Here is a 23,437-nt window from a genome sequence, read left to right as displayed (position 1 = left end):
GGTGAATCCGCCACCGATGGGCTGGTCGTCGTGGAACAGCCTCGAGGAGAACGTCAGCTTCAATACGATCAAGGCCCAGGCCGACGGGCTGGCCGCACTGAATGCGAACCTCGCGACGGGCAACAAGTACCAGTATGTGAATATCGACGAAGGCTGGTGGACCTCCAGAAAGCGCGATGCGAACGGCAACTTCATCATCAACGTCGACATGAACGGCAATCCCACCAACCAATGGCCGGGCGGGATGAAGGTGATGGCCGATTACATTCATGGCAAGGGGTTGAAGGCCGGCATCTATATCGACTCGGGTCCGCAGGGCTGCGGAAACACGAACGGCACGCATTTTGTCGGCAGCGATTACGCGCACTACGATCATGATTTCCTGCAGTTCGCGCAATGGGGCTACGACTTCGTCAAGGTCGACTGGTGTGGCGGCAGCGCGGCCGGATACGATCCCCAGCAAGCCTATACGGCGATATCGCAGGCGATTCAGAAAGCCTATGCCGCCACCGGAAAACTGCTGGTGCTGAACATGTGCGACTGGGGCACGCTCGGCAAAAGCGGATATCCGGATGCCGGCCTCGGGCCGTGGGACTGGGCGGCCGGCATCGCAACGTCGTGGCGGACGACGGGCGATATCTACGGGCCGGGGAGCGGTGTCCCGAACTTCGGCTCCGTGCTGGGCAACTTCAACGGCAACTATCATCCCGAAGGCCAGCATACCGGTTACTACAACGATCCGGACATGATGGTGGCCGGCATGGGCATGACGGCGGCGAACGACCTCGCACACGTGAATCTGTGGGCCGTTGCCGGCGCGCCGATGATTCTCGGCAACGACCTGTCGAAGACACTCTCGGGCGATACGGTGAGCCTGCTCACCAATCCCGAACTGATCGCGATCGACCAGGACATGCTGGGCCTGCAGGGATTGAAGGTCGCGGATGCCAATGGGCGGCAGGTCTGGGCGAAGCTGCTGGCCGGTGCCGGGAAACGCGCCGTTCTGCTGTTCAACAACGGTACGGCGGCAAGCGACATGACCGTGACGTGGCAGCAACTGGGTTTCGCCGCGGGTACTTCGGCCACCGTCCGCGATATCTGGGCGCACAAGAATCTCGGCACGGCCACCGGTTCCTATACGGTCGCGAGCGTGCCCGCCGGCGGCACCGTGATGCTGGTGCTGGGCGGCACGGACCTTCCGTCGACGACGTACCTGCCGGGCACGTTGACGGGCGGCGCCTCGTATTCGGACTGCCCTGCCTGCGCAAGCGGGAAGAAGGTCATCGGGTTGGGTGCGGTGACGTTCAATAACGTGACCTCGCAAACGGCAGGCGGCTACATTCAGATCGCCTACCAGAACACCGGAACGGAAACCGTCAAGGCGCAGCTTGGTGCGAACGGCGGCAACGGAACGACGCTCGCGTTTCCGCCCACGGGCAGTGCGATCGGCACGGTGACGGCCTTCGTCAACCTGCAGTCCGGGCAGAACACGTTGACCTTGTCGAGCCTCGACGGCACGACTGCGTCGCCCGCGATCACGTCGATCGCCGTGGTGGCCGGGCCGGTGAAGGTGCCGCCGCCGCCGCCGCTGGCCTATGAGGCAGAGGCCACCGGCAACACGCTCGGCGGTGCGGCCCGCGTGTCGTCATGCGGCGCTTGTTCCGGCAGACAGGACGTCGGCTATATCGGGAACGGTGACGGCACCAGCAACGGGACGCTGACGATCAACGGCATCTCGGTTGCGGCGGACGGCACGTACAGCGTCGCGATCGCGTACGTGAACGGCGATTCGACACCGCGGAACGCGCAGCTCAGTTTCGACGGTGCAGCGCCGATCTCCGTGGCGTTCCCGTCGACCGGCGGGTGGGGGAGCGTATCGACGCTGACGGTGACGGGCGCGTTCAAACAGGGCAGCGCCAACACGCTGAAGTTCTCCAACCCGACGGGCTGGGCACCCGACATCGACGGAATCGGCGCACCGACGAGGCAATAACGTGCGCGTGGCGAGGCCAACCGGTCACGGGCGGTCGCGCCATCTCCGGGTGCGGACCTGACGAGGTTCGCCGGCCCGCGTCGCAAGGCACGTGGAAAGCCGACATATTGCGGCATCATCATGGGGCCGACGCACCTGTGCCAAGTGCCCAACGATCGACTGGAGACCCTCATGCCGATACCCCGGATTGAAACGCGCGACGCCATGGGCGATCCCGATGTCGTTTATATGAACCCGGATCATGTGCTCTGGATGTCGCTGCCGAGCGCCGCGCAGCGGCGGCCGGACAGCATGGCCATTCGCGTGGACGACCGCGTCAAGGGCGGCAGTTTGCTGATGGCCGATCATCCGCCGGCCGCTCAACTTCTGCAGGATCTCGGCCCGTTCGTGACGGTGACGCTGGCGAACCCGTCGTCCGACTATCCGGAAGGTCTCGTGCATATTCGCGCGCATGCGATCGTCAAGATCGCGACGGACGAGCACGACAAGCCGCTGGCCGACCGGACGCTTGGCTTGGTCCATGTCCAGGACGGCTCGGCTTTCAAGGTCAAGGATTACGCCGGCGTGGCCGCGCAATGGCAGGCGTCGGTCGCGGCGGCTGGCCGCTGAACGGATATTCACGCTGGCGGGACGAAGCAGCGGCCGATCATGCCGCTGCCGCCCGGCCTGCTTTCCCATCAGGAAAACCCTTACCTTCCCGTGACGACCGCTGATTTCCGCGGTCGTTATCCGCCTGCAAGCGCCTTCGGCGCAACGCTCGACCGGCCGCTTCCCGCATCCGTCCTTATCCCGCTCCAGCAAGGCTCTGCGCACCAATAATCAGCCAAAAAAGGTATGGTGCATCGCACTAAAATGCGAATATTCCCGGATTTCAATACCTGTCAGGTATAAAAATCCGCGACTAAAAGTATTGGACGGTGAATTTGCCCGGCGCGTATAAATCCGTCCCATGAACTCCCCACAAGCAGCGCGCCCCATGTCCACCGTCACCATCGAACGCATCGAAACCCGTCTCGTCGACCTGCCGACGATCCGCCCGCACAAGCTGTCGGTCGCGACGATGCACGGGCAGACGCTGATGCTCGTGAAGGTGTTCTGCAGCGACGGCGCGACGGGCATCGGCGAAGGCACCACGATCGCCGGCATGGCCTACGGCCCGGAAAGCCCCGAGACGATGAAGCTCGCGATCGACACGTATCTTGCACCGGCGATCGTCGGCAAGGACGCGACGCGCATCCAGACGCTGATGGCGTTCGTCGGCAAGCTCGCGAAGGTCAACCACTTCGCGAAGAGCGCGCTCGAAACCGCACTGCTCGACGCGCACGGCAAGCGGCTCGGCGTGTCGGTCGGCGAACTGCTCGGCGGGCGCCGGCGCGACCGCCTGCCGGTTGCATGGACGCTCGCTTCGGGCGACACGTCCACCGACATCGCCGAAGCCGAACGGATGCTCGACCTGCGCCGCCACAACGTGTTCAAGCTGAAGATCGGCGCAAAGTCGCCGGACGCGGATATCCGGCACGTGGCCGAGATCAAGCGGGCCGTCGGCGAGCGCGCATCGGTGCGCGTCGACGTGAACATGGCGTGGAGCGAAACGCAGGCCGCGCGCGCGATTCCGGCGCTGGCCGATGCCGGCTGCGAGCTGGTCGAGCAGCCGGTCGCGTCGGCCGCGGCGCTCGCGCGCCTGATGCGCCGCTTCCCGGTCGCGCTGATGGCCGATGAAATCCTGCAGGGCCCCGACAGCGCATTCGACATCGCGAAGCATCACGGCGCGGACGTGTTCGCGATCAAGATCGAGCAGAGCGGCGGGCTGTTCGCGGCACAACGCGTGGCCGCGATCGCGGACGCGGCCGGCATCGAGCTGTACGGCGGCACGATGCTCGAAGGCGCGTTCGGCACGGTCGCTTCCGCGCACCTGTTCGCGAGTTTCGCGAACCTGCAGTGGGGCACCGAACTGTTCGGGCCGCTGCTGATCACCGAAGAGATCCTGACGCAGCCGCTGGATTACAGCGATTTCGAACTGACCGTGCCGGACGGCCCCGGTCTCGGCATCGAACTCGACGAGGACAAGGTCAGGCGTTTCACCCGCGACGGGCTGACGAAAGTCGCGCGGTAGCCCGAGTCACGCAAAGCCGTCATTCCCCCAAATACACGTGGAGACACCATCATGAGCGTCAAAGTTTTCGATACCCGGGAAGTGCAGGATCTGCTGAAGGCCGCGTCGAACGCCGGCGGGAACGGCGGCAACGCGCGCACGCAGCAGATCGTGCTGCGCCTGCTCGGCGACCTGTTCAAGGCGATCGACGATCTCGACATCACACCCGACGAAGTGTGGGCCGGCGTCAACTATCTGAACAAGCTTGGTCAGGATGGCGAAGCAGCGCTGCTCGCGGCCGGCCTCGGCCTCGAGAAGTATCTCGACATCCGGATGGACGCCGAGGACAAGGCGGTCGGCCTCGACGGCGGCACGCCGCGCACGATCGAAGGGCCGCTGTATGTGGCGGGCGCGCCGGTGCGCGACGGCGTATCGAAGATCGACCTCGACGCGGACGACGGCGCGGGCCCGCTCGTGATCCACGGCACGGTGACCGGCCTCGACGGCAAGCCGGTAGCGGGCGCGGTGGTCGAATGCTGGCACGCGAACTCGAAGGGCTTCTACTCGCACTTCGACCCGACCGGCGCGCAGACCGAATTCAACCTGCGCGGCGCGGTGAGGACGGGCGCGGACGGCAAGTACGAATTCCGCACGCTGATGCCGGTCGGCTACGGCTGCCCGCCGCAGGGCGCGACCCAGCAGTTGCTGAACGGCCTCGGCCGCCACGGCAACCGCCCGGCGCACGTGCACTTCTTCGTCGACAGCCACGACCACCGCAAGCTGACGACGCAGTTCAACATCGCCGGCGATCCGCTGATCTGGGACGACTTCGCGTATGCGACGCGCGAGGAACTGATCCCGCCGGTGGTCGACAAGACCGGCGGCGCGGCACTTGGCATGAAGGCCGATGCGTACCAGGACATCGAGTTCAACTTCGTGCTGACGCCGCTGGTACAGGGCAAGGACAACCAGATCGTCCACCGCCTGCGCGCAGCCGCGACGGCCTGACCGCCCGCCGGCGCGGCGCGCATGCGCCGCCGCCGGCCGGGTCCCCGAGAGATTCAACCGATACCGATGCGAGCGTGCGTTGCAGGACGCGGCACGCGCATGGGAGGAGCCAACATGTCCGCCACCCTCGACCAAGCCAACGAACTGGATCACCTGCTTGCCACCGCCGTGCAGGATGACAAGGAGGCCGGCGTATTCCGCTGCCGCCGCGACATCTTCACCAATGCCGAGCTGTACGAGCTCGAGATGAAGCACATCTTCGAGAGCAACTGGGTGTATCTGGCGCACGAAAGCCAGATCCCGGACAACAACGACTACTACACGACGTGGATCGGCCGTCAGCCGGTGGTCGTCACGCGCGACAAGGCCGGCGAGCTGCACGCGGTGATCAATGCGTGCGCACACAAGGGTGCGATGCTGTGCCGCCGCAAGCACGGCAACAAGGGCAGCTTCACGTGCCCGTTCCACGGCTGGACGTTCTCGAACACCGGCAAGCTGCTGAAGGTGAAGGACGAGAAGACGACCGAGTATCCGGTGCAGTTCAACACGAACGGGTCGCACGACCTGAAGAAGGTCGCGCGCTTCGCGAACTATCGCGGCTTCCTGTTCGGCAGCCTCAGCGCCGACGTGCTGCCGCTCGAGGACTACCTCGGCGAAACGCGCGTGATCATCGACCAGATCGTCGACCAGGCGCCGAACGGGATCGAAGTGCTGCGCGGCAACTCGTCCTACATCTACGAAGGCAACTGGAAGATGCAGATGGAGAACGGTTGCGACGGCTACCACGTCAGCACCGTGCACTGGAACTACGCGGCGACCATGGGCCGCCGCAAGGAAGACGGCACCAAGGCCGTCGACGCGAACAGCTGGAGCAAGTCGGTCGCGGGCGTGTACGGCTTCGACAACGGCCACATCCTGCTGTGGACGAAAACGATGAACCCGGAAGTGCGGCCCGTGTACCAGCACCGTGAAGAGATCAAGGCGCGCGTCGGCGACGTGCAGGCCGATTTCATCGTCAACCAGACGCGCAACCTGTGCGTGTATCCGAACGTGTTCCTGATGGACCAGTTCAGCACGCAGATTCGCGTCGTGCGGCCGCTCGGCGTCGACAAGACCGAAGTCACGATCTTCTGTTTCGCGCCGAAGGGCGAGAGCGAAGCCGACCGCACGCTCCGCATTCGTCAGTACGAGGATTTCTTCAACGTGACGGGCATGGGTACCGCCGACGATCTCGAGGAGTTCCGCGCATGCCAGGCAGGCTACGCGGGCATCACGGCGATGTGGAACGACCTGTCGCGCGGCGCGCCGCTGTGGGTCGACGGCCCGGACGAGAACGCGAGGAAGATGGGGCTGAACCCGCGTATTTCCGGCGAGCGCAGCGAGGACGAAGGGCTGTTCGTGTGCCAGCACGAACACTGGGTGCAGGTGATGCGCGATGCGCTGAAGAAGGAACGCGGGGAGGTGGCGGCATGAACTTCGATTACCGGACTATCTGCGCAGCGTTGTATCGCGAAGCGCGCCTGCTCGACGATCGCCAGTGGGACGAGTGGCTGACCTGCTACGCGGAAGACGTCACGTACTGGATGCCCGCGTGGGACGACGACGATCGGCCGACCGACGACCACCAGAGCCAGATCTCGCTGATGTACTACCCGGATCGCGGCGGCCTCGAGGATCGCGTGTTCCGGATCAAGACCGAGCGCAGCGGCGCGTCGACGCCCGAGCCGCGTACCAGCCACAACGTGACGAACGTCGAGGTGCTGGCCGAACGCGGCGACGAGGTCGACGTGCGCTACAACTTTCATACGCTGAACCATCGTTACCGCGTGACCGATCACTTCTTCGGCACGATGTTCGTCACGTTGCGCAAGGCGGGCGACGCGTGGTTGATCTCGTACAAGAAGATCGTGCTGAAGAACGACTACATCCGGCAGGTGCTCGACGTCTATCACGTCTGACGCCGTTGTTTTGTCATGAAGGGAAGTGGAGGTGATGCCATGTCCAGCTACAAGATTGCACTGAATTTCGAGGACGGGGTGACCCGCTTCATCGACTGCAAGGCCGGCGAGAAGGTTCTCGACGCGGCCTTCCGCGCGAAGATCAACCTGCCGATGGACTGTTCAGACGGCGTGTGCGGCACCTGCAAGTGCCGCGCCGAAAGCGGCAGCTACGACCTCGGCGACGACTACATCGACGACGCGCTCACCGAAGACGAAAAGGACGGCGGCCTCGTGCTGACCTGCCAGATGGTGCCGCAAAGCGATTGCGTGATCGCGGTGCCGACGTCGTCGGTCGCATGCAAGACCGGCCATAGCGGGTTCGCCGCGACGGTGACCAAGGTCGAGCAGCACAACGATGCGGCCGTCGTGCTCGAACTCGACGTCGGCGCGGCCGCGCCCGTGTTCCTGCCGGGCCAGTACGTGAACATCGACGTGCCCGCGAGCGGCCAGCACCGTTCCTATTCGTTCTCGTCGGCGCCGGCCGATGCGAAGGTCAGCTTCCTGATCAAGAAGATTCCCGGCGGCGTGATGAGCACGTGGCTCGAATCGGCGCGGCCGGGCGACAGGCTGGAGCTGCACGGGCCGCTCGGCAGCTTCTACCTGCGCGACGTGCAGCGGCCACTGCTGTTCCTCGCGGGCGGCACGGGCCTCGCGCCGTTCCTGTCGATGCTCGAGGTGCTGGCGCGTACTGGTTCGCAGCAGAAGGTGCACCTGATCTACGGCGTGACGCGCGATCTCGATCTCGTGCTGGTCGACGCGATCGAAGCGTATGCGGCGAAACTGCCGAACTTCAGCTTCGCGACCGTCGTCGCGGACGCCGGGTCGAGCCATCCGCGCAAGGGCTGGGTCACGCAGCACATTCCGGCCGATGCGCTGAACGACGGCGACGTCGACGTCTATCTGTGCGGGCCGCCGCCGATGGTCGACGCGGTGCGCACGTACTTCGACGACGAAGGCGTGAAGCCGAACAGCTTCCACTACGAGAAGTTCACCCCCAACGTCACGGCAAAGGCGGCATGATCATGCAACGATTCTCGGGCAAGGTCGTCGTCGTTACCGGCGCGGCGCAGGGCATCGGCCGCGGCGTCGCGCTGCGCGCGGCGGCCGAAGGCGGCAAGGTGCTGTTCGTCGATCGCGCGGATTTCGTCGCCGAGGTGGCGGCCGAAGCGACGGGCGGCGAGACGGCCGGATTCGTCGCGGATCTCGAAACCTACGAAGGCGCGCACGCGGCAATCGCGTGTGCGGTGCAGACGTTCGGCGGCATCGACATCCTGATCAACGGCGTCGGCGGCGCGATTCGGATGCGCCCGTTCGCCGAATTCGAGCCGGCGCAGATCGACGCGGAGATCCGCCGCTCGCTGATGCCGACGCTCTACACGTGCCACGCGGTGCTGCCGCACCTGCTTGCGCGCGGCGGCGGCACGATCGTCAACATCTCGTCGAACGCGACGCGCGGGATTCGCCGCGTGCCGTATTCGGCGGCGAAAGGCGGCGTCAATGCGCTGACGCAGGCGCTCGCGATGGAATACGCGGAGCACAACATCCGCGTCGTCGCGACTGCGCCGGGCGGCACCAGCGCGCCGCCGCGCCGCGTGCCGCGCAATGCGGCCGGCGACAGCGAGCAGGAACAGGCGTGGATGAGCGAAGCCGTGCGGCAGGTGACCGATTCGACGTTCTTCAAGCGCTACGGTAGCCTCGACGAGCAGATCGCGCCGATCCTGTTCCTGGCATCCGACGAAGCGAGCTACATCACCGGCACGGTGCTGCCGGTCGCGGGCGGCGATACGGGCTGAGCGGTGCGCCGCTTGCCTTTATTCATCGACAATCAACCGGCCGGCGCCAAGACGCCGGCCACGGAGACATTCATGCGTGATCGCAAAGCCATCGTTCCGGCGGGAATGGAAGCGGTGTACGAAAAAATCGGCTACGCGCCGGGCCTGCAGGTCGGCGATACGCTTTACGTGTCCGGCCAGATCGGCCGCGACGCGGCGATGCAGCTGGTCGAAGGCCGCGAAGCGCAGATCGTGCAGGCGTTCGAGAACCTGAAGCTCGTGCTGGAAGCCGCCGGCGCATCGTTCAACGATGTGGTCGACCTGACGACGTTCCATACCGACATGCGCGACCTGCCGCTGTTCATGCAGGTTCGCGACCGTTACATCGATGCGCATCCGAAGCCGGCGTGGACGGCGGTCGGCGCGCACATGCTGGGCGGCGCGCCCGGTTATATCGTCGAGATCAAGGCGGTGGCGGTGCTGCAACGGTGATCGCCGATGGTGCTCAACTTGTCAGGAATCCGGCGTATGCCGCTGGCGTCGATTGCGTACGGGTTCAATCCTCCGAATGCGCGAATTCCCTCAGGCCTTCAAGATCCAGGATGTGCACCGCCCCGTATTCGGCGAGGATCAGGCCTGCATCGGCCAACGTGCGAAGCGCGCGATTGGCGTTCTGGCGGGAGAGCCCCGACAGCCTGCCGATCTCTTCCTGCGAGAAGCCCAGCGTCATCGCCGTAGCAGGATACAACTGCCGGTTGAACAGCTCGGTCAGGCAAAACGCCACGCGGGCGGGCGCTTCGTGTATCCGCAAGTTTTGAACCAGACCGATGTAGTAGCCGCATCGGGCGTTGAGCTGGTCGATCACATAGCGGCTGAACGTGTGGCTGTTCTCCAGGAGCCAAAGAAATGTCGAACGAGGCATGAAGGCCAGCCGGCTGTCCCGGACCGCGGTGACGGAGTAGGCGCGAGGTTCTTCCTTCAACACGCTGCCTTCCCCGAACCACGAGCCTGCCGGGATACCTGCGAACGTTACGACACGTCCTTTTTTCGACGCGGTATCGACTTTGACTATTCCTTCGATCACACCGAGCCAATGGTCCACGGCGTCGCCCCGGTGGCAAGCAATTGCACCGGGACTGTAAGACCTGTCGAAGCAATCGCGCTTGACTATCTCCCTTTGGCCCTCGGTCAGATTGCCGTACCAGGAGCAGCGGGCGAGAAAGTCGTCGACGGCAAGGCCTTCGGATTTACCGGGACCTTCGTCATGTTTTCGGACGCCGAGATCTTCCGGGTTGCAGGGCCGGGTTATCTCCGTGGCCGGAGGCGCAGCTTCCCGCTTTGCCTTGATGGTTTGCATGCCACAAAGTTGATTCATCGTTCGGAACAGTAGCGTGCCGTTGCGTGAGGGCTCTTTGCGCCACGGATCACGTGGTGCGAAGGTCCGTGTGCCGTCCGGAAAATCTGGAGGTGTCGATCGATCCGTTAAATAGAATTCAAGTTCGCTTAAGAGTAGATTCCGGCATACTGGCTGTCAAGAAGCGGGCGATAGGTGTTTGTACCGGCACATTGCAAACCCATGCTCGATGTTTCGCATAGGCGTATCATTCGCGACGTACAAGGGCTCAACGGTCAGACGATTCGACGTCAGTGATCATGGTCGTGCATGGAAGAACGACGGGATTCCAGCGTGCGCTTCAGATGTGACGGTAAATGAAATGGAAATTCTAGGTAGTCCGGCGCGTGTTCGCGTTCGCCGCAGAGGGGCCGACAAGCATCCGTTGATCGTGAAAGCTGCTCGCGATCTGGTTGCCGAAGTGGGGTTTCGCGACGCGCAGATGTGTGCGATCGCGGAAGCCGCCGGGATAGCGATCGGCACGCTGTACCGCTATTTCGCATCGAAGACGGACCTGATGGTCGAGGTGGTCAGGACGACGGCGCAGCGTGAAGTCGATGTTGTCGCGGGCATCGCCATGCGCGACGGCACAGCCGCAGAGCGGCTAGGCGCCGCGGTCTGGACTTTCGCCAGCCGCGCGTTGCGAGGGCGGCGCCTGGCCTATTCGCTGGTTGCCGAACCTGTCGAGCCCGATGTCGAGGCAATGCGCCTGACCTATCACAGGGCGTTGGCGAGGGTATTCAAGACCATCATCGAGCAGGGGATGGCGGATGGAGAGTTCCCGGCACAAGATGCGATGGCTTCGGCGGACTGCATTGTCGGGTGTCTTTTCGAGGGACTGGTCGTCCCGTTAACCAGCAGCGCCGCGCCCGATGCAGAGCAGATGAGCGCCCACGTGACGGCTATCATCACGTTTTGCTTGCGTGGAGTTTCCGGCTCGCAGGTACTGCCGGTAACGGTCGCGCGGTAGCGACATCGTCTGCGGGGACGCGGCAGGCACGGTTCGCCGGGCCCAATGCGATTGCGGCTTCGAATGCCGGCGCAGCGTCCTCTTCGCTGGCGATCTTGCAGCTTCAGCGCGTGAACGCGAACCCTGATCACCAGGTATCGATGCGCCGTTACCGATCTGCATCGACCGGGCCCCGGCCTGGAAATGAACCGTCTAGCTGCTGGCGGACGATGTGGCATCGAGGCGCGTCGGAGCCATGTCCGCATCGCGCAGAGATGCCGCGCTGCGGCGATGGTCGATCATCGTGACCGCGATGGTGCCAAGTACGCCCGCAAAAGCGATTGCCAGAAAATTCTGTTCGAGGGGCAGGCGCATTGTGACCAACATGCCGATCAGCACGGGCGCGGCAATCGCGCCAAGGCGACCGACGCCCGACGCGAACCCGACGCCCGTCGATCTGATCACCGCAGGGTAAAACTCCCCGGCATACGCGTAGGCCAGGAGTTGGGTTCCGAGCGTCGAGCCGCCCACCACGAACACGATCAGGAACAGCAGTTCGGTGGACCTGGCATACCCCATCAACGCCAGCGAGACGGCGCCCGCAGCATAGAACGCAACCAGCACATACTTGATGTTGTACTTGTCGCCAAGCCACCCTCCGCCGACTGCGCCGATGACGGCACCGACGTTGAAGACGAGTACGAACGTCAATGCCGACCCCAGGCTGTAGCCCGACATTGCCATGAGTTTCGTCAGCCAGGAACTCAGCGCGTACACCATGAAGAGGCCCATGAAGAACGCGATCCAGATCATGACCGTGCTGAATCCGCGGCCATCGCGGAACAGGCCCGCCACGGGCGTGCTGCCCATTGCCTGTTGCGGTATGACGAACCGATCGCCGGGGTGAAGCCGGACATTCGGTGCAATCTTCCGAATCATCCTTGCGATCTTCTCGGTGCGATTTTTCCGGACCAGGAAAGCGAGAGAATCGGGCATCGTCATCAGGATGAACGGGATAAGCAATACCGGTGTCCCGGCGATGAAGAAGACCGATTGCCAGCCATAGGATTCGATCATCTGCTTGCCGGTCAGCGCGACGAGAATCCCGCCGATCGAGTAGCCGCCAAACACGATCGTCACGAGGCGCGCCCGGATGGCACGTGGTGCGAACTCGCCCATCTGCGCGGTTACGATCGGAAGGACGCCGCCGATTCCCAGGCCGGCCAGAAACCGGGTGATGCTAAAGGACACGGGATCGTGTGTGAGACCGGCTGCAGCGGTAAAGACGCTGAATAACCCGATGCATGCACAGATCGAAATCGGACGACCGATCTTGTCAGCCAGTGTTCCGAGGTAAATGGCGCCAAACATCATGCCGAACAGTGCCGAGCTCGCCATGAAGCCGGCCTTTGCGGCGTTGACGCCCATATCCTTCATGATCGACGGCAGCGCTGCGCCGACGACGGCGAGGTCGTAGCCGTCGAGCACCAGGATCAGCACACACCAGAACAGAATTACGCCGTGAAACCGGGAGAGCCTTGCGCCCTGAACAATCTTCTGAACATCGATGTCGTTACTCATTGTCTCCTCCATTTCCTTATGGATTTCGTGGATGCTGCAAGCGACCGCTCTGTGGGCGGATTCAGGTGGTGTGATAGACGGTGAAAGAGGAAGAGGGCGCTCGCTCGGAGACGAGTGCGTTTTCAATGCGGCTTTCGTCCGCATAGCCCATGCTCATTCCGATCAGGAACATTTCGCCGGACTCGAGAGCAAGCTCTTTCTCGATGATCTTGTGATACTTCATGAAGGCGGCCTGCGGGCACGTGCTGATGCCATGGGTGCGCGCGACGATCATGATGTTCTGCAAGAACATCCCGTAGTCGAGCAGACTGCCCTGCTGCATCACGCGGTCGATGGTGAAGAACAGCCCGACGGGCGCATCGAAGAATTGGTAGTTGCGGCCGTGCTGTTCGCGCATCCTCGATTTGTCTTCTTTTTGGATGCCGAGCAGCCCGTATAGCGTCCATCCGAGCGCGCGGCGCCGGTCGATGTAGGGGGATACCCATTCGTTCGGGTAGTAGTCCCACTCATCGGCGTGCATGTCTGCCAGCGACGGATCGGCGTCGATTTTTTTGATCGCGTTGCATACGCGATCTCGAGCCGCGCCGGCGACGACGTGGACTTTCCACGGTTGAATGTTCACGCCGGTTGCCGCGTAGCGAGCCACGTCAAGAATTGCCTTGATGGTCGCCTCGGGCACTGGCGTCGGGAGATAGGCTCGTGCGCTGCGTCGCGTGGTAATTGCCCATTCAACGGCCGACCGGATCGCTGACAGTTCATCCGGCGGTGCTGCTACTCGTTCCATCTACGACCTCGCTATCCAGTCATGCGGACCGCATGTCCACACGACGAGAGTAGCCATCTACCTCCGGCACCAATGTCTTGCACAAGACAATCGGCGTTTCGCTTCGATGAAATTTTCATGCTCCGCGGGAATGTCTCGGGGGTGACATTTCGCCCGCCGAACCTTCTCTAGACTGCTGTAGCAGATCAAAGACGGGATGCCTCGAAGGACGAGCATTCATAAACCGATGAGGAGACGTGGAAATGAGCGAAAACATCTATGGGAAAGGGCTGGATCGCACGCCGGCCAATCACGTGCCGCTGACACCGCTTCACTTTCTCGACAGATGCGCGGACCAGTATCCCGATCACACTGCAATTGTTCATGGAGAATTGACGCAGTCATGGAAACAGACAAGGGAGCGGTGTCGTCGTCTAGCCAGCGCGCTGGTCAAGCGCGGGATCAAGCGTGGGGACACGGTATCCATCCTTGCTCCGAACACCCCGGCGATGGTCGAAGCGCATCACGGAGTGCCGCTGTCCGGGGCAGTCCTCAACGCGATCAACTGCCGATTGGACGCCGATGGCGTCCGGTTCATCCTGCGTCATGGCGAATGCAAGATTTTGTTGGTGGACAGAGAGTTTTCTTCGTTGGCGGCAAGCGCGCTTGAACAGCTCGAGAACAAGCCGCTGGTCATTGATATTGCCGATATCGACGCGGCGTTTGGAGATCCGATAGGCGAGCTCGAGTACGACGCGTTCCTTGCGGAAGGCGATCCCGATTTTTCCGGCGTCTGGCCATCGGACGAGTGGGATGCAATCGCCTTGAACTACACGTCGGGAACGACTTCGGACCCCAAGGGCGTTGTCCCGAGCCACCGCGGCGCGTACCTGATGAGCATGCTTCAACTGACGGATTGGGGGATGCCGCGTCGCCCGGTATATCTCTGGACGCTTCCGTTGTTTCACGCGAACGGCTGGTGCTTCGCGTGGGCCGTTACGGCGGTGGCGGGCACGCATGTTTGCCTGCGAAAGGTGACGGCCTCGAATATCTTCAAGGCCGTTCGGCAGCACCGCGTCGATCATTTCTGCGCCGCGCCCATCGTGCTCGCATCGTTGGCCAGTTCTTCCGAAGCGGAGCGCTTGCCGGTGCCGCATACCGTTCGTGTGCGCACGGCCGGTTCGCCTCCACCGGCTACCGTACTGAAGGCCGTGTCGGAGATGGGCTTTGACGTCGAGCACGTCTACGGCATCACCGAAGCGTCGGGGACGCCCGTGAGTTGCTTCGTCGAGCCCGCGTGGAACGATCTGCCGTCGGACGACAAGGCGCGTCTGATGGCGAGACAGGGTAGTCGGGCGGTGGGCCTGGAGGGGCTCCGTGTCGCGGATCAGGGTAGCGGTACGCCCGTGCCTTGGGACGGCAAGACGCAAGGCGAACTGCTGATCCGGGGCAATATCGTGATGAAGGGCTACCTCAAGAACGAGGCCGCGACAGCGGCTGCGTTCAGCGGAGGGTGGTTCCATACGGGCGACGTCGCCGTGGTGCATCCGGACGGCTATATCCAGATCACCGACCGCTCGAAAGACGTCATCATCTCGGGGGGAGAGAACATCTCTTCGGTTGAAGTCGAAGACGTTCTGCATCGGCATCCGGCGGTTCTCATCGCAGCTGTAGTCGCTCAGCCCGATGCCAAATGGGGTGAATCGCCCTGCGCCTTCATCGAGTTGAAGCCAGGCGCCTCGGTCCCGGACGAAGCCGAGATCATCGGCTTTTGCCGCGAACGGCTTGCCCACTACAAATGCCCTGTGCGAGTCGTCTACGGGGTACTGCCCAAGACCGGCACGGGAAAGATCCAGAAATTCCGGCTTCGGGAACTGGTCGGAAGTCGAGAAGCCATTACAGCTTTATCAGGCGTGTAGTCCACGACAGGCTGCATTGCTGCAGCTGGCGTCATCAAGGACGGCGGCTTCCTCTACGGAGCTCGCCGCGGACTTGTTCGAGTACATCGACGTGTTTTATAACCGTAGTCGCCGTCGTTCGCGAATGCAATCCGGATCGCCTGGTGCTCGCCGTTTCGCGAATCCGGCGCCGCAAGCGCTCCGCCGAGACGCGGTGCTCCGATGACGAGCAGTCTCGAAAACGAAGATGCGGCCCGGCAGATTCTTCAGGCAGGATGAATTCGACTTTGATCGAGGTACATGGGAATGGACACGTCAGCGATCGAAACCGGATACAGGTTTTCACGCAGCCAAATCTGTAACGACAACGAGGCTCGCGCATTCGCGCTCGCTTCCGGAGACGACAATCCCCTGCACCACGACGCGGCCTACGCAGCGACCACCCGTTTTGGACGACCGATCGTAAGCGGCACCTATACCGTCGCGTTGCTGATGGGGCTAGCGGCCTCGCACTTCGCCCGAATGGGGGAGGTGGTTGGAGTGCGCTTCCAGTTCGAATTATTGCAGCCGGTCTTTCCCGACGAGCGGATAGATCTCGCGTGGGAAGTATCGGCAATTCGGCCGCACCGCAACGGGCGCTTGTTGGACCTCGACGGCTCGGTCAAGGATGAGGCAGGGCGACCATGCGTGCGCGCGACGGGCTCCGTGCTTGTTCCGCGGGCTGCCAAACGAGCCAGCCAGGCCTGAAGCGCCTCGCGATCGCGCGGTTCCTCGCCCTGACCTCCGTGGCGTCAGGCGTCAAATTGCGCAATCGCTATCGAACCCCTGCATCACTTTCTCGAAAGGTGCGCAAAGCTCGGCACATAACAAGATGACGTGCGATGCATCGGCCCGCTTTCCGATAGGTGTTTTCCCGAAAACGGTTTGCATAGCCAACGAATGTCATTCGCAAGACAAATGCGGACGCCCAACGCGGGCAGCATTTCATTGCGCTCTCGACCGTGGCGCTATGCGATTCCAATCAGGAGGAGACGAAGGTGAGAAAGACGCCCAAACAGCCGGTGTTGGCCATGACCCTGGCCGTCATTGCATCCATGGGGATATCGGGTTGCGGCGGAAGCGACGACGCTCCACCGGCCCGGATATCGGTGACCGCTCAACAAGCGTGCGATGCGTTGAAGGGCAAGTCAGCAGGGGGCGCATCGGTAACCGATGCATCGATGGTGGCGGCGACGAGCGCTACGCCGGCGTACTGCAAGATATCGGCGCTGATCTCGCCTCAACTCGTCATGCAGGTGCAGCTACCCGACAACTGGAACGGCAAACTGCTGTATGCGGGCGGTGGTGGTTACGACGGTTCGATCCAGAATTTCGTATGGAGCGGGCCGGACGTCCTGAAGGCAGGGTACGCGATCGTTCAAAGCAATGGCGGGCACATCGGTACTTCCGTCGCGGACGCGTCATTCGCTACCGATCCGTTTTTGGCATACCTGTTCGGCTCGGGCTCCGTCCCGACGGCGGCGGCGGCGGCCAAGGACATGCTGCATCTGGTCTATGGCAAGGCACCGGATCGGTCCTATTACGAAGGCTGCTCCAACGGCGGGCGCGAGGGCCTGATGGCGGCCCAGCGGAACCCCGATCTCTTCGACGGCGTGATTGCCCGGGCGCCGGCATACGACTGGCCGGGCTTCATGGGCGCATTCAATCGCAACGCCAAGGCAATCGCGGCCCCCGGGGCGGCATTCACCGCCGGGAAGATTTCGTTGCTGGCGAAAGCGGTTCGCGACCAGTGCGACGCCGCGGACGGAATCGCGGATGGCGTGGTCTCCAACCCGTCCGCATGCCGCTTCGATCCCGCGGTGCTTCGCTGTGCCGGCGGGAGCGATGCCGGCGATTCGTGTCTGTCCGACGCGCAGCTTGCCGTGGTCGACAGCTGGACGAGCGCGTCGAGTTTTGCCAATGGTGCGTACGCCTATCAAGGCTGGGCGCTGACGGGCAACGAAGACGACCCGGGCGGATGGTCGCAATGGCTCACGGGCCCAACGGGCAACGGTAGCGGTTCGGCCCAGTCCTTTCTTCAGGATGCCACGGTGAAGTTCTACCTGAGCAACGACCCCAACGCGAATTCGCTGACGTACGACTGGAATTCGAACCCGGCGGCATTGTTCACGATGGCTTCGCTCAATAGCGCGACGAATGCGGACCTGAGCCCGTTCGTCAGCCATGGCGGAAAGCTGCTTCTTTGGCACGGCACGTCGGACATGGCGCTGAGTCACCGTGCAACGACCGCGTATTACCAGAAGCTGCAAGCCACGCTGGGCGCCTCGACGGTCGACTCGTTCGCCCGGTATTACCAGGCGCCGGGGGGCGATCACTGCGCGGGCGGACCCGGTGCGGATTCCGTCGACCTGTTGGCCGCGCTGGATCAATGGGTAACGACGGATCAAGCGCCGCAGAATCTGGTCGCATCGAAGTTGAACACGGACGGCAGCGTCGCGTTCACCCGGCCCTTGTGCGCGTATCCGCAGTACCCGCGCTATACCGGGCCCGCCAATGACGCCAAGGCGGCGACGCTGGCGGCGAACTATACGTGTACGTCACCGTAAGCGTTGCGCGTCGGGGCGATAGGTCCCGGTCGATCACGGGTCGAGCCGAAAGGCTCGACCCGTGATCGTGATCAGCGCGCGATCAACGCAAGCTGCCGATCGAAATCGGCCGGATCGAAATAGTCGCGCCACACGGAGATCATGCCGTCTTCGATCGTGTTCAATGGGCGTTCGGGTCATCGTTGACCTCTTTGGAGGTTAAAAGAGCCGAAGCATGCGCGACGGCGACGATCTGGCGGCAGCAATCCGGCAGCGCTCGTTCAAAGCCGCTTCGCTGCCCGCCGCATTATGCGAGCCGGAATTTCTTTCTCAGGCTCGCATCGACAGGGCCCGCCGGCATGAAGCGCCGCAACTTGCGCAACAGCGATGCCTCGCCGTTCGGCGTGCGCCGCATGCGCCATGCGCCGAGCGCCGCATCGACAATGGTGGCGGCCACGCCGTCGGGCTCGGGCGCGGCTTTCACGCTGTCGACGACCGCGCGCGATGCAAGCGTTCGCTCGCGGTCGTAATCGGCGATCGGCGCGCTTGCTTGCGGCGCATTGACGTCCAGGTTGGTCCGCGTAAACGACGGTTCGACCAGCGTCGCGCGAATACCGAACTGGCGCACCTCGTGATCCAGCGTTTCGGTCAGCCCCTCCACCGCGTGCTTGGACGCCGCATAGAGTCCCATGTATGGCGCCGGCAAAAAGCCGAGCACCGAGCTGACATTGACGATCCGTCCGCGCCGTTGTGCCCGCATGTGCGGAAGTACGACCTGGGTCGTACGCAGGATGCTGAACACGTTGGTGTCGAACAATGCCGTTGCTTCCGTCACGGAGGTTTCCTCCACCGCGCCGATCAGGCTTGTTCCCGCATTGTTGACGAGCACGTCGATACGCCCGGCGCGATCGACGATCGTTCGAATACCTGATTGAACGGACGCATCGTCGCGAACGTCCATCTCGATCAGCTCGACGCCGGCGACGGGCGCCGTTTTCGCGATGCTGCGCACGGTGCCGAACACGCGGCACCCGCGTTTGGCGAACTTCTCTGCGGCGGCGCGCCCGATACCCGACGACACCCCGGTCACGAGAACAACGGTGGAATTCGACATGGCTGTTTCCTTCGATACGGTGAATGGAGGGGTGTCAATCGCGCGCGTCCAGCGCACGCTGAAGCGCGGGCTCGACAGGCAACATCTGCGCATGCCGGCCGTCGCGCGAACCGGCGGTATGGCCGGGCCGGATCCTGAACCAGATCGCGTACATGGCCGGCAGGAACACCAGCGTGAGGACCGTCCCGGCGAACGTGCCACCGATCAGCGTGTACGCGAGCGTGCCCCAGAACACCGAATGGGTCAGCGGGATGAACGCGAGCACCGCCGCCATGGCCGTGAGGATCACCGGGCGCGCGCGCTGCACGGTGGCTTCGACCACTGCATGGAACGGATCGAGCCCGGCCTGTTCGTTCTGATGGATCTGCCCGATCAGGATCAGCGTGTTGCGCATCAGGATCCCCGACAGCGCGATCAAGCCGACCAGCGCGTTGATGCCGAACGGCTGCCCGAACAGGATCAGCGTCGGCACCACGCCGATCAGGCCGAGCGGGCTCGTCAGGAACACCATCACCATCGCGGAGATCGAGCGCACCTGGAAGATGATGATGATCAGCGTGACCGCGAGCATGATCGGGAACAGCGGCAGCATCGCGGTTGTCGCCTTGCCCGATTCCTCGATGGAGCCGGCCTGCTCGATCCGATAACCGCTCGGCAGTTTCGCGATGATCGGCTGAAGCTGCTTGGTGATCGCTGTCGAGACATCCGGTGGTTGCAGACCCTCGGCGATATCGCCGCGCACCGTGATCGTGGGCACGCGATCGCGCCAGCGCATGATCGGCTCCTCCATCCGCACGTCGACCTTGCCGACCTGCGACAGCGGAATGCGCTGCCCGTTCGCGCCGGCGAGCGTGAAGTCGCCGAGGCGGGCCGGGTCGAGCCGCGCATCGCCGGCCGAGCGCGCGACGACCTGCACGGTGCGAATATCCTCGCGCACGGCGGTGACCGGCACGCCGGTGAGCAGGAACTGCAGTTGTTGCGCGACGGCGCTCGACGTCAACCCCACCGCCTGAAGGCGATCCTGCTGCAACGTGAAATGCAGCGTCGGCGCACGCGTGCCCCAGTCGGCATTGACCGTGCGCATCATCGGGCTGCCGTCCATCACCCGCTCAACTTCAGCGGCAATACCGCGCAGCTTGTCGGGATCGGAGCCGGTGACCCGATAAGCCACTGGGAACGGCGAATATGGCCCGAACACGAGTTGCGTGACGCGCACGCGCGCTTCAGGAGCGAGACCGCCTGCGATTGCCTGACGCAGCCGCTGCTTCAATGCGTCACGCTCGTCCTGACTGTCCGTGCGGACCACGATCTTCGCGAATGACGGATCGGGCAACTCCGGTCCCATCGCCAGATAGAATCGTGGCGCACCCTGTCCGACATAAGCGGTGACGATTCTCGCTTCCTTTTGCTTCGCGAGCCACGCCTCGACTTTCGACGCGGCGACGTTGGTCTGCGAGATCGACGTGCCGTATGGCATCTGAACCTCGATCAACACTTCGGGACGGTCGGAAATCGGGAAGAACTGTTTCTTCACGATCGCCATGCCGAGAATGGCGAGCACGAAAAGACCGACGACCGAACCGGCGATGAGCCATTTGTGCGCGATGACGCGCGTCAGGAGCGTGCGGAAGCGGTTGTAGCGGGGCGTGTCGTAGATCGCGTCGTGACCGCCTTCGACCTTCTTGAAGTCGGGCAGCATCTTCACGCCGAGGTATGGCGTGAACACCACCGCAACGACCCACGATGCGATCAGCGCGATGCCGACGATCCAGAACATGTTGCTGGTGTATTCGCCGGCGGTGGAGCGTGCGAAGCCGTTCGGCATGAAGCCGACCGCGGTCACCAGCGTGCCGGCCAGCATTGGCGCGGCCGTATGGCTCCACGCATAGGCTGACGCGGCTATGCGGCCATAGCCTTCCTCCATCTTCACGACCATCATCTCGATCGCGATGATCGCGTCGTCCACCAGCAGCCCCAGCGCGAGGATCAGCGAGCCGAGCGTGATGCGATCGAAGTTCTTGCCGGTCGCGGCCATCACGACGAACACGACGGCCAGCGTCAGCGGCACGGCCGCGGCGACGACGAGGCCCACGCGCCAGCCCATGCTGACGAAGCTCACCAGCATGACCACCAGCAGCGCGGCGAAGAACTTGACCATGAACTCGTCGACGGCCGAGCTGATGTTCACGGCCTGATCGGTGACCTTGGTGAGGCTCATGCCGAGCGGCAGCGCGCCATTGATCGCGCCGACTTCGCTGTCCAGCGCGTGGCCGAGGTCGAGCCCGTTCCAGCCGTCGCGCATCACGATGCCCAGCAGCAGCGCGGGTTCGCCGTTGTTGCGGATCATGAACGTCGCCGGATCTTCATAACCGCGCTCGACGGTGGCGATGTCCGACAGTTTCAGCGTGCGGCCCTGCGAGACGATCGGCGTGTCGCGAATCTTCTGCAGCTTGTCGAACGCGCCGTCCAGCCGAATGAAGATCTCCGGCCCGCGGGTCTCGACGGAGCCGGCGGGCGTCAGCGCATTCTGGCCGTTGAGCGCGGCGAACACGTCCTGCGGGCTGACGCCGAGCGTCGCGAGCCGGTCGTGCGACAACTGCACGTAGATGCGTTCGGCCTGCTCGCCGACGATGTTGACCTTCTTCACGCCCGGCACATGCAGCAGCCGCTGGCGCAGCGTTTCCGCATCGCGCACCAGCAGGCGCTGCGGTTCGCCCTTCGCCTTCAGCGCGAACAGCGCAAAGGTGACGTCCGCATATTCGTCGTTGACCAGCGGCCCGATCACGCCGGCCGGAAGGTTGCTTGCCTCGTCGCCGATCTTTTTCCGCGCCTGATAGAACTGCTCCTGCACTTCCGACGGGGGCGTGCTGTCGAGCAAGGTCAGCGTCGTGAACGCGAGGCCGGGCCGCGTGTAGGTTTCGGTCCGGTCGTACCAGCGCAGCTCCTGCATGCGCTTCTCGATCTTTTCGGCAACCTGGTCGTGCATTTCCTGCGCGGTGGCGCCCGGCCATGCGGTGACGATCGTCATCACCTTGACCGTGAACGCCGGGTCTTCCGCGCGGCCGAGCTTGAAGAACGAAACGAGCCCGGCCAGCGAGATCAGGCAGATCAGGAACAGCGTGATCGCGCGCTCGCGCACGGCGAGCGCCGACAGATTGAATCGACCTTCGCTCACGGCCGTGCTCCTTCGTTGGCCGCCGCGACGGTCTGACCGGACATCCGGACCTGTGCGCCTTCGTGCAGCAACTGCGCGCCGAGCGCGACGACCCGGTCCCCTTGCTTCAGTGCGCCGGACACGCGGGCGCTGTCGTCGTCCAGACGCTCGACCGCGACCGGCCGCCACGCCACCCTGGCCGGCTCGCCTGCGACCACCCACACGCCGGGCCCTTTGCCGGCGTCGAGCAGCGCGCCGATCGGCACCTGCAGGCCGCCCGCCAGCGTCGCACGCGCGTCGGGGATCTCGATCGTGACGGTCGTGCCCAACGGGGCGTCGGCCAGCGCGCCTTGCAGCACATAGCGCGCTTCGAAGGTGCGCGTGCGGATATCCGCGGTATCGGAGAGCTGGCGCAGCGTCGCGGGAACGCTCACGCCCGGCTTGCCGAACAGCTCGGCTTGCGCGGCCGAGCCGATGGCGGGGCGCAGGGTTTCCGGCAACTGGATCACGGCTTCCCGGCTACCGGCGTGGGCGATGCGTACCACCGGCTGGCCCGCGCTGACGACCTGGCCCGGCTCCGCCAGCGTTTCCATGACGACGCCGTCGCCGTCCGCGACGAGCTGCGCATAGCTCGTCGCGTTGCGCGCGACGTCGGCGTCGGCTTCGGCGGCGCTCAGTTGCGCTTTCGCGGCATCGGCCGCCGCCTTGACCTGGTCATACGCCGATGCCGAGATTGCGCCGGTGCCGCGCAGGTCGCGGTAGCGGGCTTCGTCCTCGGCAGTCTGCCGCGCGCGGGCCCGCGCGGCCGCGACGGCCTCGTCGCGTGCGCGCGCCGCGAGCTTCAGGTCGACGGGATCGATCCGCATCAGCGGCTGGCCGCGCCTGACGGTTTGCCCGGCGTCCACGAGCCGCTCGAGCACCTTGCCGGACACGCGAAACCCGAGGTCGCTCTGCACGCGGGCGGCGACGGTGCCGGTAAACGAGCGGGACGCGGGCGCCGCTGCCTGCACGATGGCGGTACGCACGAGCGGCGCCTCCGTGCGCGGATCGGAAGGCGCTTTTCCGCTGCAAGCGACTAGCGCGAAGGGCAGTGCGGAAGCGAGTGCGGACAGAGCGAGGCGACGCCGAAGCATGA

19 protein-coding genes are annotated in these 23,437 nt (G+C 63.9%); 13 read left to right on the top strand and 6 right to left on the bottom strand.

What is annotated here, in order from left to right:
* Position 1: 1 nt before the first annotated feature.
* The 9 genes from ACPUER_RS22025 to ACPUER_RS21985 all read left to right on the top strand — a co-directional run bounded on the left by ACPUER_RS22025 (position 2) and on the right by ACPUER_RS21985 (position 9,357).
* Entirely contained in the window at positions 2-1,993 is a 1,992-nt protein-coding gene (locus ACPUER_RS22025; protein WP_425132101.1) for an alpha-galactosidase, read from the top strand.
* A 120-nt stretch (positions 1,994-2,113) separates the two neighbouring features.
* The gene (locus ACPUER_RS22020; RefSeq protein WP_425132100.1) at positions 2,114-2,602 is read left to right on the top strand and encodes a hypothetical protein; all 489 of its coding nucleotides are present in this window, start codon (positions 2,114-2,116) and stop codon (positions 2,600-2,602) included.
* A 367-nt stretch (positions 2,603-2,969) separates the two neighbouring features.
* Complete coding sequence (locus ACPUER_RS22015) at positions 2,970-4,106, top strand: muconate/chloromuconate family cycloisomerase (protein WP_425132099.1); 1,137 nt, start codon at positions 2,970-2,972, stop codon at positions 4,104-4,106.
* Positions 4,107-4,157: 51 nt separating this feature from the next.
* Entirely contained in the window at positions 4,158-5,093 is a 936-nt protein-coding gene (gene catA / locus ACPUER_RS22010; RefSeq protein WP_310133888.1) for a catechol 1,2-dioxygenase, read from the top strand.
* 114 nt (positions 5,094-5,207) lie between these two features.
* The gene (locus ACPUER_RS22005; RefSeq protein WP_175961726.1) at positions 5,208-6,566 is read left to right on the top strand and encodes a Rieske 2Fe-2S domain-containing protein; all 1,359 of its coding nucleotides are present in this window, start codon (positions 5,208-5,210) and stop codon (positions 6,564-6,566) included.
* A complete protein-coding gene (gene benB, locus ACPUER_RS22000) occupies positions 6,563-7,051 on the top strand; it encodes a benzoate 1,2-dioxygenase small subunit (RefSeq protein WP_105391530.1) in 489 nt (162 codons plus the stop codon). The genes ACPUER_RS22005 and benB overlap by 4 nt, the downstream gene beginning before the upstream one ends.
* 39 nt (positions 7,052-7,090) lie before the next feature.
* A complete protein-coding gene (benC, locus tag ACPUER_RS21995; protein ID WP_425132098.1) occupies positions 7,091-8,113 on the top strand; it encodes a benzoate 1,2-dioxygenase electron transfer component BenC in 1,023 nt (340 codons plus the stop codon).
* The gene (benD, locus tag ACPUER_RS21990) at positions 8,110-8,886 is read left to right on the top strand and encodes a benzoate diol dehydrogenase BenD (RefSeq protein ID WP_425132097.1); all 777 of its coding nucleotides are present in this window, start codon (positions 8,110-8,112) and stop codon (positions 8,884-8,886) included. Before benC ends, benD begins: the two co-directional genes overlap by 4 nt.
* 72 nt (positions 8,887-8,958) lie before the next feature.
* Positions 8,959-9,357 carry a RidA family protein gene (locus ACPUER_RS21985; RefSeq protein ID WP_425132096.1) on the top strand — a complete coding sequence of 133 codons (399 nt, stop codon included), beginning with the start codon at positions 8,959-8,961 and terminating at the stop codon, positions 9,355-9,357.
* A 64-nt stretch (positions 9,358-9,421) separates the two neighbouring features.
* On the opposite strand, the gene ACPUER_RS21980 is transcribed toward ACPUER_RS21985, so the two are convergent.
* On the bottom strand, positions 9,422-10,222 hold the full coding sequence (locus ACPUER_RS21980; RefSeq protein ID WP_175961722.1) for a Crp/Fnr family transcriptional regulator: 801 nt from the start codon (positions 10,220-10,222) through the stop codon (positions 9,422-9,424).
* Between the two features lie 358 nt (positions 10,223-10,580).
* On the opposite strand from ACPUER_RS21980, the gene ACPUER_RS21975 reads away from it, so the two are divergent.
* A complete protein-coding gene (locus ACPUER_RS21975; RefSeq protein ID WP_425132095.1) occupies positions 10,581-11,228 on the top strand; it encodes a TetR/AcrR family transcriptional regulator in 648 nt (215 codons plus the stop codon).
* A 192-nt stretch (positions 11,229-11,420) separates the two neighbouring features.
* Here the strand turns inward: ACPUER_RS21975 and ACPUER_RS21970 are convergent, their stop codons facing one another.
* Positions 11,421-12,788 (bottom strand): MFS transporter, encoded by a 1,368-nt coding sequence (locus ACPUER_RS21970; protein WP_425132094.1) that lies wholly within the window; start codon positions 12,786-12,788, stop codon positions 11,421-11,423.
* A 61-nt stretch (positions 12,789-12,849) separates the two neighbouring features.
* Complete coding sequence (locus ACPUER_RS21965) at positions 12,850-13,572, bottom strand: nitroreductase (protein ID WP_425132093.1); 723 nt, start codon at positions 13,570-13,572, stop codon at positions 12,850-12,852.
* 242 nt (positions 13,573-13,814) lie between these two features.
* Between ACPUER_RS21965 and ACPUER_RS21960 the strand changes: the two genes are divergently transcribed.
* The 3 genes from ACPUER_RS21960 to ACPUER_RS21950 all read left to right on the top strand — a co-directional run bounded on the left by ACPUER_RS21960 (position 13,815) and on the right by ACPUER_RS21950 (position 18,055).
* The gene (locus tag ACPUER_RS21960) at positions 13,815-15,470 is read left to right on the top strand and encodes an acyl-CoA synthetase (protein ID WP_425132092.1); all 1,656 of its coding nucleotides are present in this window, start codon (positions 13,815-13,817) and stop codon (positions 15,468-15,470) included.
* 285 nt (positions 15,471-15,755) lie between these two features.
* Positions 15,756-16,196, top strand: a complete 441-nt coding sequence (locus tag ACPUER_RS21955) for a MaoC family dehydratase (RefSeq protein WP_244137337.1) — start codon at positions 15,756-15,758, stop codon at positions 16,194-16,196.
* 290 nt (positions 16,197-16,486) lie between these two features.
* Positions 16,487-18,055, top strand: coding sequence for a tannase/feruloyl esterase family alpha/beta hydrolase (locus ACPUER_RS21950; RefSeq protein ID WP_425132091.1), 1,569 nt, complete (start codon positions 16,487-16,489; stop codon positions 18,053-18,055).
* 286 nt (positions 18,056-18,341) lie between these two features.
* Here the strand turns inward: ACPUER_RS21950 and ACPUER_RS21945 are convergent, their stop codons facing one another.
* The 3 genes from ACPUER_RS21945 to ACPUER_RS21935 are packed head-to-tail and all read right to left on the bottom strand — an operon-like array spanning position 18,342 to position 23,435.
* The gene (locus ACPUER_RS21945; RefSeq protein WP_425132109.1) at positions 18,342-19,148 is read right to left on the bottom strand and encodes an oxidoreductase; all 807 of its coding nucleotides are present in this window, start codon (positions 19,146-19,148) and stop codon (positions 18,342-18,344) included.
* A 34-nt stretch (positions 19,149-19,182) separates the two neighbouring features.
* Complete coding sequence (locus ACPUER_RS21940) at positions 19,183-22,323, bottom strand: efflux RND transporter permease subunit (protein WP_425132090.1); 3,141 nt, start codon at positions 22,321-22,323, stop codon at positions 19,183-19,185.
* Positions 22,320-23,435: an efflux RND transporter periplasmic adaptor subunit gene (locus ACPUER_RS21935; protein ID WP_175961714.1), complete on the bottom strand. Its 1,116-nt coding sequence runs from the start codon at positions 23,433-23,435 to the stop codon at positions 22,320-22,322. The genes ACPUER_RS21940 and ACPUER_RS21935 overlap by 4 nt, the downstream gene beginning before the upstream one ends.
* Between the last annotated feature and the right edge of the window lie 2 nt (positions 23,436-23,437).

The sequence above is a fragment of the Burkholderia sp. DN3021 genome (assembly GCF_049805555.1).
GTDB lineage: Bacteria > Pseudomonadota > Gammaproteobacteria > Burkholderiales > Burkholderiaceae > Burkholderia > Burkholderia pyrrocinia_C.
The sequence above is the reverse complement of the archived record's forward strand: the minus strand, read 5'-3'. Positions and strand labels throughout refer to the sequence as shown.